Source organism: Erysipelothrix sp. HDW6A, assembly GCF_011400295.1.
Classification (GTDB): Bacteria; Bacillota_I; Bacilli_A; order Erysipelotrichales; family Erysipelotrichaceae; genus Erysipelothrix.
Genome location: NZ_CP049859.1, coordinates 577,533 through 591,351, shown reverse-complemented (window position 1 = coordinate 591,351; position 13,819 = coordinate 577,533). Strand labels below are relative to the sequence as shown.

The window sequence follows — 13,819 nt, the reverse complement described above, 5'->3', positions numbered from 1 at the left end:
ATTATGGTAATCGTGTATAGTTTGTCATAAATTATTTTAGTGTTTAAAGATATCAATCTTTATGTTCCTAACCATTACATTGAATTAACTTTGTGGACCAAGAAAATACTTAGAAAACATAAACTGAAGATGAGTTTCACTAAAAAACAAAAAGGACCGATTTCTGTATAATACAGAAATCAATCCTTCATATTTTTTCGGATATTATTTAGTCAAAATAGTTAACTTGCTACAGCGATAATATCCATAATTATTATTAACTATTTCATCACTCTTCTTTTATCTGTACTTATTAGCAGAATCAAACCTGATAGCATTGATATCATTGCGATAACTAGCACTATATTGGAGGTACCGGTATTTGGTAATTGAGGACTTTCTGGTTCGGAAGGATTACCAGGTTCAATTGGTTCTACAGGTATTACAGGAACTTCGGGATCTGTAGGAACCACTGGATCTTTTGGATCAGTTGGTTCAACTGGAACCTCAGGGTCTGTAGGTGCTTTTGGTGTATATGTATTCGTAATATCATAACCTTGGTAACTCGTTACATACTTAGCCACTGCCTCTTCGCTCACACTATAAACAATGTCCTGTCCATTCTCTTGTTTTGGTAAACCTGTAAAGGAATACTTCCAACCATTGTCCGCTTTTACTTCTACAGAATCAATCTTGGTTCCATTCTTTAGTAAGTTGACGGTGATCGATGTTGGACGTAATCCTGCTGCATCATTGTCATCAACCCATGTCTTAGTACCGGTGATATCCACTGTAGGAACTACTGGTGGTGTATATGTATTCGTAATATCATAACCTTGATAACTCACATTATATTCTGGTACTAGCTCTTCACTAACCGAATAAACTATATCCTGTCCATTCTCTTGTTTTGGTAAACCTGTAAAGGAATACTTCCAACCATTGTCTGCGTTCACTTCTACAGAATCAATCTTGGTTCCATTCTTTAGTAAGCTGACAGTGACCGATGTAGGGCGTAAGCCTGCTGCATCATTGTCATCAACCCATGTTTTTGTACCGTTAATATCAACTTTAGGAACTACTGGTGGAGTATATGTATTCGTAATATCATAACCTTGATAACTCACATTATATTCTGGTACTAGCTCTTCACTAACCGAATAAACTATATCCTGTCCATTCTCTTGTTTTGGTAAACCTGTAAAGGAATACTTCCAACCATTGTCTGCTTTTACTTCTACAGAATCAATTTTGGTTCCATTCTTTAGTAAGTTGACGGTGATTGATGTTGGACGTAAGCCTGCTGCATCATTGTCATCAACCCATGTCTTAGCACCGGTGATATCGACTGTAGGAACTACTGGTGGTGTATATGTATTCGTAATTGTGTAGGTATCTTCGGAGTATTCAACTAAGTAGTCATCTAAAACGTCTAATTCTCTGACTATATATACGTTTTCAAAAAACTCTCCGAACATTTCAGTGTACTTATCCAAATTAGACCAAGTAGCAGTAGTTTGGCCGTTATTCAGAACTACTGGATCGCCTATTGGAATTTCTCGCTCTACCTCTGCACCCAGTTCGAAATCATATTCGTATTCTACTATATGTAACTGAAGTGTGACATCTGGTTTTACTGTTGGTGCATTAACCCATACTTTTGTAGCAGTTATATCCACAACATACTGGTTAACTACTCTAATATATAAATATCTTTTATTATTGAATGCACTTGTATCATCAGAGTTCACTTTTACTACTGAATGGAATCCTTGTATGTGGTCTTCAATAACTTCATACTGAATCTCTTTTCCTGAGCTATCTATATTTGGTAAGTCATTAAAACTTGCTTCCCAATTATTTGCGTCATTCAAAACAACCGGACTTCCCACTATATCACTGCCATCACGCTTTACGTGTATTGTCACAGACTCAGGACGTTGAGGAATCACCCCTTGCTTTGGACTATTCATCGATCTTCTTCGGGTATCAATATCACTTCCAAAGCGTTTATTTATAGTGATATCTACAGTATCAGCAATATTCACTTCCTCAATAGTAACATCCATGTTATTGGTCCAAATATTAAAATCTAACGTTTTATCAGTGTTTTTATAGTATGGCATTTCCTGAGTTTCAAGCCGATACTCATACTTTTTACCTTCACTATTAAAGCGAGGATATTCATCCTCTATCTCTCTAGATTCATATAGGTAATCTTCTGATACATCTGTAATATCTAGAATTTCCGTATGAAACAATGTTTCCACTCCTGTAGAAGGATCTCTACGATAAATAGAAAATGTGTATGTATCTGGACGTTGACCTTTTATATTCTTATTATCTAGAATTGATATTCCTAATTTAATCGTTGTAAAAATGTTGGCTTCATAGTAAAGAAAAGCGTGTTGCTCTTGCTCTTCAAAGAAACCTTCTAGTTGTGCGTGACCTCCATCAGGTGGAGCAATTTCGGTGAATGTGTATCCTTCAAAATCAAGGATGTTGATACTATAGGCAGTTCCAACTTCTCCAGTAAGTTCAATTTCCTTTAACTGCTTAATTGGTGATTTTGCCTCATAGACAACTGTAACCTTTCCTATTTTGGGTTCTTCTCCTACCTTATTATTTGCGCCCTGGGTGGTTTCATTCGCAAAAGTATTAATTGGTGCAATCGTCAAAATCATAAGTAATACTAATGTTGCAATTCCAAACAATCGTTTTAAACCTTTCAATGTTTTTCCCTCCTAATACATCTCAAAGCTCATACATTCGCTTTTTATGTTGCAAAACAAATAGTTAACTTTGTTAACTATATAAATATTATCACGATATTGTTTGCATTGCGAACTGTCTATTTATTATATAATTCACTTATTGATATCAATTAAAAAAAAAGATCATCCTAATTATCCTCAATATGTAATTCACTATTGTAGGATTTTGAATGATCTAAATTGACATAATATTATTACTATTTCTATAACTAAAGTAATCTTATCTGTTCATTAATTGAGTCAACGTCCATCTGACTAACTAAAACAGAAATCAGTATTATTGGTACCTCTATTGATTTTTTATCAATATTCACAGTTGAAATTATAAAGTCAATTTTTTTTGATGATATATAATCATTGTTGAGGTATGATGCAGCAATATGATCTACTATTTCCAAATTATCTAATTTTCCCTTGAGCCTTGATACTACCATTTGTGAAGTTCCCACCCCACTACTACAAACTACTAGAACACGATATTTTTTTGACTTATCTTTTTCTATTTGTGATTGAAAGTATAGAGCAATATAGCAACATTCGTCGTCAGATAAGGTGAATTCAGGGTAATATTTTTCCATTGATTTCGCAGATGCAACTTTTACTGCATTAAAGACATTGTTATACTCTTCGAAAATAACTTTTCTAAGCGGACAACGAATCTTGATACCATACTTCATTCTGTTCACTACTGCATGCAAATGAACAAGCAGAAATCCTCGAAGTTGCTCATCTTTACTTGGAAAAATTGATAATTCACGATATGTTTCCGTAATCAATGAATCACAGAAGTTCACCAAATAATCTGAAACCCGAGATTCATACTTCTTAAACTGTTCGTTTCGATCATGAGTACTTATGTTTCCACCTATTGAGTCTATATGCTGATATATGTATAGTGTTTCTTCTTCTGGGATAGAAATCTCAAAATATTCAGATAATTGGTCAGTTATTCGAGTAGCCGCTGTTAAGTAATGTGCTCGAATATCGGTGGTATTTAAGCTAACATTATAAACAACATTCCCAGTTCTTAATCGTTGTACCAAAATCAATATATGAGTAATTAGGTTAATATAATATGGATCAACAATTTCGAACCCTAAAGATTCTTCTAAATTCCCTACTAATAGTTCTACATAATCTACATTATCATATCCAAATTCCTTGGAGAGAATATTTAAGGTAGAATCCTCTATTCTACTTTCTGAAGGTGATAAGATATAAGTGAAATCGTGAGTCAGTGGCATTAGTGCGGAATTATAAGCATTTCTAATATCCTTCTCACTTCCAACAATAGAAGTTCCGTCATAGTCACTTTCTAGTGAAATATTGAAACTTTTTAACCAACCCTTTATATATTTCAAATCATTTAATATTGAGGTTTGCGAAACATAATATTCTTCTGATAGTTTTTGTACTGACGTTCTTTCATCGGATTGTTTTAAGAGTTTGATAATGATTTCTTTTCTGCGTTGTGAATTTGATTCACCTATCTCAACACTCTTTTCATAGTTCTCTAGAAACGCTCCGTCAAGTAGATTGATTTTTACTCCGGTACCTCTTTTTATCTCGATATCAATACCATCTATTGATTTAACGAGCTCTAAATCACGATACACTGTTTTTGTAGAAACGTTCAAAAATAACGCAATAGTTTTTACAGGCACATAGTCATCCTGATTTATAAGATATCTTAATAATGTATCTACTCTCCTATTGGTCATAATATCCCCTTCAACTATATATTACTAATGTAATCTCGTGCTTTTTCCCAAGCCGTTACAAAGCTATTTCTAAACAATACTACCGGACCAAAATGATGATACTCTTCTGGAGTAATCTCATTAATATAATATGCTTTTTTGAAGTCTAAAATTTTATCTGTCAGCTCGTCAATTACAATTTGTGGTACAGGTGAATTAAATCTTTGTACTACAACAGGATTCTCTTCTAAGAGTTTATCTGCTGTTCCTTTCCAGTTGATTGTAATACATGCATCAGCACCAACCATTTCTGTAAAGTGATGGAGTCCTCGTGCCCCTCCACCAATAAATCCCACTTCATTATTTATTTCATTACATATTTCATATGTTTTCTTTGCTGCAGCGATTCCTGCTTGCCATAAATAGTCAGGTGAAATATCCACGTTGTTATCTTTTACATAATTCGCTAAGTATTCATCGAGAATTCCAGATATATGTGAATAGTAAATTGGTGCCTTTTTTTGCATACCAATTATAGCACGGTTGTATGCATGGCAAACATCAACCCCTTGTCGTACCGACATTATTTCTGTTGCATTAATAGGTTTGCCAATTCTTGCTAGATCTTCTATCGCTCTAATACCATCAGGAATAGCTGGTATTTTTATCATAAGATTTGGAAACTTTTCTGTATTTAGCATCCCTTCTCTCATAATTTCTTCGTATGTTTCATTTGTAGGATCTGACTGAATGCTAACATATCCATATCTACCTTTAGACTCTTCGTACATTGGCAAAAATATTTCTGCAATTTCTTCAACTAAGATTTTTTGGAGTTGAATTAGTACTTCATTTGAGTCATCATACTGTTCCTTTAGCTCCTTAATAATCTCGTTAACTTTACCATTTTCATTTGGATTCTCTATCATCTTCCATACATACGATGGATTTTGAGTACACCCTGTTGCTCCGTTTTGAATCGCTAAATGTGCTTCTTCTTTTGTAACATTATTGATCCAAAACTGTGTTTGTGTTTGATCTATTACTCTTTTAAAATACTTATTATTCATGTAAATCTCCTAACATTTCAGAAAGTCTTTCAATTGCAAGTCGTGGACTAACGAGAACTGGTTTTTTAAACTGATTCAATTGCTCATGTAGAACATACATCGATCCTTGAGCCAATACTACAACATCATTAGTTTTTTGTGCTTTTTCAATTGTGCGAAGTACTAATTCATTGTGCTTTTCAACATCTTTCTCTTTCATAAGTATGTCTAAAGCTCCGTCAATGTAGAATTCTTCTACTTCAATTTCTTTGCCCATTTCTTTAGCTGTAGTTTTAATTAAGTTAGCACTTGGATACATCGTTGAACTTACTGTTGCAATAACAGCAATTTTCGACCCTAAGTTTACTGCTTTTTCAGCCATCGGTTTATCCACCTTTAAAGTCTTAACATCAACGTTTTTTATTGCAATATCAAACGCTTCCCCTACTGATGAACATTGATTAAAAACAATATCGGCCCCATTTTCGACAGCAATTTTTACATAAGATGTCATTCTGTTAATAATTGCCTCAGTGATACCGTTATTCTCTTTTACTTCTTTTAGTAAACTATCATCGATGATGTTTGTAATTTCAACACCGGGGATAATTTCATTACACAAGTTCATTAGATCATTTACAGATACTTGACTTGTGTGAATCATTGTTACCTTCATACATGCCTCCTCATTAGTAATACAGATGTGATTTATTATCGGATCCGAATACCTTCATTTTGTGTCTAACTACTTCTTTACCTGCTAGTATAGCTTTTGGCAATGTTCTTGAAAACTTAAAATCTTGTTCTTCATTAATAATTCGAGCAAGTTCGAACGAAATTGCTGCTTTGTATTCACTAGCAACATTTATTTTTTGAATGCCTAATTTCGAAGCTTCTCTAATCTGATTATCATCTTGCCCTGATCCTCCGTGGAGGACCAGGGCAAGTCAACTTTTTCAACAATTTTTGCTAATAAATCTAATTGAAGTTCAGGTTTGAACCCCTCAGGATATAGTCCATGAGATGTTCCAATAGCAATTGCTAAGGTATCTACACCAGTTCGGTCGATAAATTCTTTTGCTTCAGCTGGTTGTGTAAATATTATTTTTTCTGCCCCACCTTCGTCACTATTGCCTAAGTCTCCAATTGTTCCTAACTCTCCCTCTACTGAAACATTGAGTAAGTGCGCTATGTCTACAACTTGCTTAGTAATTGCAATATTTTCTTCAAATGGTAGATGTGAACCATCAATCATTACAGATGTAAATCCTGATTGTATTGCTCGGAGACATGACTTCATTGAATCACCATGATCGAGATGTAGACAATACGGTACACGACTGTTCATTAACTTTTCTCTAATATAGCTATAATATTCTTTTTCGCAAAAATCCAACTCATTAACTGCTACCGCGATAATCGTAGGTGATTGTAGCTCTTCTGCTACTTCAAATACGCAGTTGAAATTTGAAACCTCCGTCACATTAAATGCTCCTATTGTGAAGTGATTTTCTTTTGCAACTTTTAATAAATCTCTCATATTTAATAACATTCTTAGTCCCTAATCTTTCTAGAATTCAATGCTAAACTCTGTATCAAATGAGCTATCTTCTTCTGTACTAAAACCAATACTTGCTTGGTCTTCAGTAAGTCGTTTCTTTGTTACGAATAACACAACACCCATAATAATACTTCCGATAATTAACGCGATTACAAATTTTTCTGGATGTGTAAAAGTCGGAATGACAAACCAACCACCGTGTGCGACTGGCGATTGTACTCCCCACATCATTACAAGTCCACCAGCTACTGATCCACCTGCAACTGACGATAAAACAATTCTCCATAAGTCATTCATCGCAAGAGGAATAACACATTCAGTAATCATACATACACCCATTGGGAAACATGCTTTAAGGTTTTCTTTCTCTGCATTTGTCCAAATTCTTTTTTTAAATAGTGCAGATAATCCCCAAGCAACTAATACACCCATTGGTGGAATCATACATGCAACCATATGAACTGCCTTTGGCTCTAGTATTCCATCAGCTAACATTCCAGTAGTATATAGTGATACAGTTTTGTTAATAGGACCACCAAAGTCAAATGCACTACCTGCTGCCATAACAAATCCATAAATAAATTTCGATCCTGATGATAGACTAGTTAAGAATCCTGTAAATGCATCCATAATGTAAGCAATAGGAATCCCAAGAACCGTAAACATCATGATCCCACTAATTAGTGATGCAAAGAATGGAATAATTAAAATTGGCATGAGCCCTTGCATTGTTTGAGGAAGTTTAATGTGTTTCTTCATCATATTTACTAACCATCCAACAAATAAAGCACCTACGATACCGCCTAAGAACCCAGCTTTAACTTCAGAACTAACTAAACCAACTACAAGTCCTGGAGCAATACCAGGTCTATCTGCGATTGAATAAGCAATTGCAGCTGCAATAACTGGAATAATCATCGTACCCATGGCTAGGTTTCCTGTCTTGTAAATCATATATGGAATACTGCCAACATTTTTCGCAACATCAGGTCCGCCAATGATAAAACCAAGTGCTTGACATAATCCTGCACCAACTACCACAGGCACCATATAGGAGATACCTGTCATTACATGCTTTTTCAGATCTTTCAAATTAAACATTATTTTGCTTTCTCCTTTAATTTTTTCTCTATGGATTCTAACAACCCTTTAGGATTTTTTAATGCTTCAGTTGTTCGAACTCTAACAACCGGCTTCCCTCTAAATCTTTCTTCTCCGGAAATCTTTACATCAACAGCTAGAATAACAACATCACAGGTTTCGATATCCTCTTTCAGAAGTTGATTTTCTACTCCGATTGTTCCTTGCGTTTCTATCGTACATTCATGTCCTAGTTCTTTTGCTGCTTCCAATATTTTTTTCTAGTAATATATGTGTGAGCAATTCCTGTAGGACATGCTGTAATTCCAACAATTTTCATACTATTTATTCCTCTCCATTTTCAAAAGTTTCAATTATTTCTCTCTCTGTCTTTGCATTAATCAGTTTCTCAATTACATCACTTTCGCATAATGACGAAGCAACTTTTGAAAGTAACTTAATATGAGCAGTTTTATCATAAGCTTTTATTGCAAGCATGATTACTATTCTAACTGGTTTTGCATCAATTGAATCCCAGTCAATATCGTGCTTGCTTATACCTATTGCAAGTGAAGTTTTCAACACTGCATCTGACTTACCATGAGGTATTGCAATACCATCTCCTATTCCTGTCATCCCCTCCTCTTCTCTTGTTAAGACATCTTGTTTAAATATGTCTTTATCGCTAATCGACTCAGCATTATATAGGAGTTCAATCAATTCATCAATAACCTCTATTTTTGATTGACCCTTCAAATCTAACTCTATAAGTCTCTCAGTCAGTACTGAACTAAAGCTAATTGTTTTTTCCATATTTACCTCACCTATGATTACGCTTACATATTAAAACAGATACTTCTTCTCGTGAATAACAAAAGGTGTCCACATTATTATGGACACCCGTATTTCATACTAATATTTAGTTTTTATCATTATCAATTACTTCATAGAACGTTGATTCTAATGTATATCCCTGTTTCTCATACATAACCTTTGGAGTATCGTCATCATCAGCTGCTAGAATGACATCTTTACCATCAGCATGCTTCATGATATACGTCTGGAGAGTTGAAGCAACTCTAATATTTCTATATTCTGGATTTGCATAGAGTTCATCGATTTCAAAGTGTGTTCCACAGTCATTCATTATACAATATCCTGCGATATCGCCATTCAGTGTTCCTTTAAGAAGCGTTGATTCTGGTAAAGTAATTATCTTTTTATAGAATTCCCGTTTCTGAATACGATAATCCTCACCAAATAAACGCGCTAATTCATCATCACAGGCAAAATCATTGAATGCTTCAACATCATCTTCTGTAACTTCTTCAATTTTTAGATTTGTATTAATAAGTTCGAGATAGTCTTTGGAATTTATTTTCATGACGAGGTTTTTCGATATCGTGAAGTCTCGTGACATAAACCATTCTCGAAGGTCTGGTGTCATTGCCTTGTCTTGAACTAAGTAGGCTTCAAAAGGAACATCATGGCGATGTTGTTGTCCTAAGTAGAGTAAACGTGCATGTTGAAATACTTCTTGAGAAATTGGTTCTTTTACTAATATATAATTACTGTAATAACGAAGTGTCATAACATCATCATTGTAAATTATATACTCTTTACCTTCTTCTAATATATCACTATAACTTTTTAGATCATTTACAGTATACATACTATCCATCACCTTTTCCTATCCTATCCATTATAACAAAATACCCTCTATCTTAGTTAGAGAGTATTTCGCTCGGGTATATTGCTATCCCTATGTATGGAGTAGATCCCAAATTGACATAGTAGTTATCACCGAGAAATATCACGTCGTGGTTTACGCTTAAATCGTAGGATTCTCACTAGCTTGACCCCTCAAGTTTTCAGTTCCACTAAGCTATATTCCTCTAATTCAAAGGTTCTATGTCTTGTTTTCTTGTACCATAACGATGTAACTTTCGTTACAGATATACTATCTCACATAATTGCTCTTAGGTGTTAGTATTATTATGTCCAAATATATGGAAATTAGTTCCAACTTTCTTGATTTTGAACATTATGACATATCTTTAAGGTATGATAGGTGTAGAAATGAGGGGTTTGATGAAAATATCCGAGATTAGTAAGAAGACTCACATGACTGCTGATACTTTACGTTACTATGAGAAAGAGGGTCTCATAGGTCCTGTTCGTAGAGTTGATGGCATTCGAAATTATTCAGATTACGATCTTGAACGAATAATATTTATACAGCATATGAGACGTGCTGGAATGAAACTTGCAACACTCAAAGAATACTTAAATATGGTTGATAATGGTGATAGTACAATGCAAGATCGCCAACAAATACTTATTGATCATAAAGCGACAATTGATGAAGAAATCCAAACTTTACAAGAAATCAGTGATCTCGTAGCGGGTAAAATTGAGAGCTACGGTCAGAGAATGTGTGCAGCTGAAGAGAAACTTCGTGCACTCAAGAAATCATAATATAGTATAAAAAGCGTGCTAGGTCATTGAGGGTTGACCTAGCACACTTTTTTTATCCTTTTAAATATTCGTCGTAAGCTTTATTGAATTGTTCTTGGGATACGATTGTATCTTGTATTTTCATAAATTTGAATCGTGAACTACCAAGACCTGTATAGCTTGATGGTTTAGTGAATGGTACAATGTTTGACACTGATGGCATTCCTCCACCTGCTTTTAGTGGAATTTGAATAACATTGTCAAATAACCATGCTTCTGCATCTGCATACGCTTCATTACGTGCGTCGAGATCATCAATAATACTATCAGCTTTTTCTAATAGTTTTGAATATTCATAGAAGCCTACAGTTTTAAGAGCTTCTTTGTTTGATTCTTTACTTCCTGGTTCTGTACTTACACCATCTAAACCTAAGTAGTTTAAGTTTGAACCGTTGTTAACATTGTAGATATCTAAGTAACCTGATGGGTCTACAAAGTCTGCACTCCAACCTGAAGCACTTGACATATCATAGTCTGCGCCCGATCCTGATTCAATAAAGAATGAAGATTGTTGGTATTCTGTTTTACCTAATAAAACAATATTGATTTGGATGTTTTCTGAACCAATTGAATCTTCAATTGAAGCTTTGATTGATTTAGCTTGGTTTAATAAAACATCACTTTCTGATACTGCTGGGAAATCAAGTTGAATTGGTAACGTTACATCACCAAGTTCTTTAACTGCTTTCTCAAAGACTTTTTTAGCTTTTTCTGGGTTATATACGCCTTCTACACCATCATTTACATTAACATCTGAGTATAGTTCAGGATTCATTGCTACAAGTTTAGCTTGAACTACTTCACCGTATGTTTTGCCATTAATATGTACAAACTCTGATGGTGTTAGCATATTACGTAATGATTTTTCTTTCATATCATTACCAGCGTTTTGAGCATTGGATGCTCCCTTATCAATACCAAACATAATTGCTTGTCTAAAGCTCTTATTTAATAGTGCTTTATGTGCATCTGCTTTACTCTTGTCAGTGTGATGTGTATGTTTGTATGATTCACGATTTAAGTTAAATGTAATATTAAATGTTGAACCTGTAGGTAATGATGCATTGATGCTACCTTCATATTTCTTTGAAACTTCAGGATAGCTTGCTGAGTTAGGGAATACACGTGCTGCTGTATACATTCCTTGTTCATAACCACGTACTAATGAATCAACATCTTTTTGATCGAAGTAATCATAGCTTACCTTTTTAATAAATACATTTTCTTTATCCCAGTAATATGGATTTTGAATGTACTCAATTTTTGATTTTTCTGTATTATTACTTAAGATAAATGGTCCGTTATATAGGATACTATCTGGTTTTGGAGTTCCAAATTCATCACCTTTTGATTCAAGGAATGAAGCGTTGATTGGGAACATTACACCGTATGTTGTTTTTGTATTAAAGAATGGTTCTGGACGAAGCAGTTTATATGTAAGTGTCATGGCTTCATCGTCTGCTACCATACCTACTGTATCAAACCCTAAAGAAGGATTCTTAATATATTCTGCAAGACCTTGGATACTATCTGCAACAAGATAAAGAGCATTTGATTTTTGTTCTACTGCATGTTTCATACCTGTAATATAATCTGAAGGTTTAAGTTCATCGTATACTTGTTGATCTGAAGTAATCCATTGAACTCCTTTTCGAATCTTATATGTAATTTCGAGTCCATCATCACTTACTGATGGTGCTTCTAATGAAGTAGCAGGAACAAAGTTTCCTTTACTATCATTTTCTGACAAACCATCAATAAAGTTTGCGAAGTGATCACTATCTGTATCTCGTGTTGAAATTGTATAATCTAATGTATTGATATCTGTTGAGAATACGCCACGATAAATATCTGTAGCGATACCGGATGTTTTACTTGAACATCCTGCAAGTGTCAATAATCCAACAGCAATTAATATTGCAAGTTTCTTTTTCATTTATAATTTCCTCCAATACCAAAGCCTGAGAATGCCAAACATTTTAGTTGTAAATTGTTTAAGGTAAATCGTTTTCTCAAAAACTTTCTTGTGTCATTGTATACCATAGACAACTACTAATGCAAGCGATAACCATAAGAGATTCAGTTTCTAATTATAATGTCTTTGTCTCATACTCAAATGCATATTTTCATGCGTTTTTTGTTCATGCAGCATAGACAAGTGTCCAAATTTGATTATTTTTTCAAAAAAAAGAAATGTCTTTCCAGACATTTCTTGATCTATTATTTGTGTTTTACAGGAATCCATATTTCACAGTAAGCTTCTTTTCCATCCTCTTTCATTTTAGTAAACGAAAAGTTTGGATATGGTAAAATATCATACTCTGAACTTGCTAACCATTGACTGTATATGTTGGCACTTGTTTCTTGCATGACTTCAGGAAATTTCCCTTCATTTGGGAATACTGCCCACAGACATTCTTCAACAGGACATATTGAAAGTATTGGTTTAGTGTCTTCCATCGTACTCATAACACCAATCATATGACTTAAGTATCCTTTTTCTTCTTTGAATTCATAGTCTGCTTCGTATGAGATATTAAGGATCTCTTTCAACTCCATATTTCTTACACGATGCAATTCTTGTCCTTGCTCTTGAGTAATACTTTGAGCTAATTCCACAATCGCAGTGTTTACACCCTCAAACTGCATCGGTACACGTGCGCTTACACCTACAAAGTTAAACTTCGGTAAAGCAACAATTTTATAGTCCATTTTCTGTCCTCCTTTGACTTCGATATTGAACTGAAAAGGAGGCACTACCAAGGTTTTATTGAGTGTATGAACTACAGAAGGTAAATAGGCGTATTCACTCTTGAAAGCTCTTGTAAAGCCGTCTAGAGATTGATATTGGAAAGCATACGCAACTTCTGTAACAGATGCACCATTCTGTAAAGCATGATGAGCATGATAGAGACGACGCTTACGAATGTATTCATTCAAACTTAAACCGGTTAAATGAAAGAATACGATTCTAAAATTATAAGCATCAACTTTATTACTCTCAAACCACTCATCCAGATTGATGACTTCTCTTACATTATCCTCGATGAGCTGAACTACTTGGTTGAGTTCTCTTAACATATATACCACCCCTTTCATTCGTAATCTTATCAAGTATCTGGTGTACTTACTCGACACAAAAAAGAAACTTAAGTCGGA

The 13,819-nt window shown here is 34.4% G+C and carries 11 protein-coding genes and 1 pseudogene; 1 reads left to right on the top strand and 11 read right to left on the bottom strand.

The genetic code is table 11. The features are described 5' to 3' along the window. Positions 1-260 precede the first annotated feature (260 nt). From G7059_RS03045 to G7059_RS03005, 9 genes and pseudogenes are all read right to left on the bottom strand, one after another. Complete coding sequence (locus G7059_RS03045) at positions 261-2,711, bottom strand: Cna B-type domain-containing protein (protein ID WP_166080627.1); 2,451 nt, start codon at positions 2,709-2,711, stop codon at positions 261-263. 251 nt (positions 2,712-2,962) lie between these two features. Further along, a complete protein-coding gene (locus G7059_RS03040) occupies positions 2,963-4,474 on the bottom strand; it encodes a PRD domain-containing protein (RefSeq protein ID WP_166080626.1) in 1,512 nt (503 codons plus the stop codon). Positions 4,475-4,488: 14 nt separating this feature from the next. After that, on the bottom strand, positions 4,489-5,523 hold the full coding sequence (locus tag G7059_RS03035) for a transaldolase family protein (RefSeq protein ID WP_166080624.1): 1,035 nt from the start codon (positions 5,521-5,523) through the stop codon (positions 4,489-4,491). Next, positions 5,516-6,178, bottom strand: coding sequence for an Asp/Glu/hydantoin racemase (locus tag G7059_RS03030; RefSeq protein ID WP_166080623.1), 663 nt, complete (start codon positions 6,176-6,178; stop codon positions 5,516-5,518). The genes G7059_RS03035 and G7059_RS03030 overlap by 8 nt, the downstream gene beginning before the upstream one ends. Positions 6,179-6,191: 13 nt before the next feature. Then, positions 6,192-7,042 (bottom strand): annotated as a pseudogene (locus G7059_RS03025) (ketose-bisphosphate aldolase). Positions 7,043-7,072: 30 nt separating this feature from the next. Then, complete coding sequence (locus tag G7059_RS03020; protein ID WP_166080622.1) at positions 7,073-8,164, bottom strand: PTS fructose transporter subunit IIC; 1,092 nt, start codon at positions 8,162-8,164, stop codon at positions 7,073-7,075. Then, entirely contained in the window at positions 8,164-8,415 is a 252-nt protein-coding gene (locus G7059_RS03015; protein WP_255489642.1) for a PTS fructose transporter subunit IIB, read from the bottom strand. The genes G7059_RS03020 and G7059_RS03015 overlap by 1 nt, the downstream gene beginning before the upstream one ends. A gap of 73 nt (positions 8,416-8,488) precedes the next feature. After that, on the bottom strand, positions 8,489-8,956 hold the full coding sequence (locus G7059_RS03010; protein WP_166080621.1) for a PTS sugar transporter subunit IIA: 468 nt from the start codon (positions 8,954-8,956) through the stop codon (positions 8,489-8,491). Positions 8,957-9,062: 106 nt separating this feature from the next. Next, positions 9,063-9,824, bottom strand: coding sequence for a GNAT family N-acetyltransferase (locus tag G7059_RS03005; protein ID WP_205700232.1), 762 nt, complete (start codon positions 9,822-9,824; stop codon positions 9,063-9,065). Between the two features lie 410 nt (positions 9,825-10,234). On the opposite strand from G7059_RS03005, the gene G7059_RS03000 reads away from it, so the two are divergent. Next, positions 10,235-10,621: a MerR family transcriptional regulator gene (locus G7059_RS03000; RefSeq protein WP_166080619.1), complete on the top strand. Its 387-nt coding sequence runs from the start codon at positions 10,235-10,237 to the stop codon at positions 10,619-10,621. A 52-nt stretch (positions 10,622-10,673) separates the two neighbouring features. On the opposite strand, the gene G7059_RS02995 is transcribed toward G7059_RS03000, so the two are convergent. Together G7059_RS02995 and G7059_RS02990 are read right to left on the bottom strand one after the other, a co-directional pair. Then, positions 10,674-12,596, bottom strand: a complete 1,923-nt coding sequence (locus tag G7059_RS02995; protein WP_166080618.1) for an ABC transporter substrate-binding protein — start codon at positions 12,594-12,596, stop codon at positions 10,674-10,676. Between the two features lie 284 nt (positions 12,597-12,880). Further along, complete coding sequence (locus tag G7059_RS02990) at positions 12,881-13,741, bottom strand: GyrI-like domain-containing protein (RefSeq protein ID WP_166080617.1); 861 nt, start codon at positions 13,739-13,741, stop codon at positions 12,881-12,883. Positions 13,742-13,819 lie beyond the last annotated feature (78 nt).

What these genes read in the sequence shown, in the direction of transcription:
- G7059_RS03010 (WP_166080621.1), bottom strand. Translation starts at nt 8,956, where the DNA reads ATGGAAAAAACAATTAGCTTTAGTTCAGTACTGACTGAGAGACTTATA.
- G7059_RS02990 (WP_166080617.1), bottom strand. Translation starts at nt 13,741, where the DNA reads ATGTTAAGAGAACTCAACCAAGTAGTTCAGCTCATCGAGGATAATGTA.
- G7059_RS03030 (WP_166080623.1), bottom strand. Translation starts at nt 6,178, where the DNA reads ATGAAGGTAACAATGATTCACACAAGTCAAGTATCTGTAAATGATCTA.
- G7059_RS03035 (WP_166080624.1), bottom strand. Translation starts at nt 5,523, where the DNA reads ATGAATAATAAGTATTTTAAAAGAGTAATAGATCAAACACAAACACAG.
- G7059_RS03005 (WP_205700232.1), bottom strand. Translation starts at nt 9,824, where the DNA reads ATGGATAGTATGTATACTGTAAATGATCTAAAAAGTTATAGTGATATA.
- G7059_RS02995 (WP_166080618.1), bottom strand. Translation starts at nt 12,596, where the DNA reads ATGAAAAAGAAACTTGCAATATTAATTGCTGTTGGATTATTGACACTT.
- G7059_RS03000 (WP_166080619.1), top strand. Translation starts at nt 10,235, where the DNA reads ATGAAAATATCCGAGATTAGTAAGAAGACTCACATGACTGCTGATACT.
- G7059_RS03020 (WP_166080622.1), bottom strand. Translation starts at nt 8,164, where the DNA reads ATGTTTAATTTGAAAGATCTGAAAAAGCATGTAATGACAGGTATCTCC.
- G7059_RS03040 (WP_166080626.1), bottom strand. Translation starts at nt 4,474, where the DNA reads ATGACCAATAGGAGAGTAGATACATTATTAAGATATCTTATAAATCAG.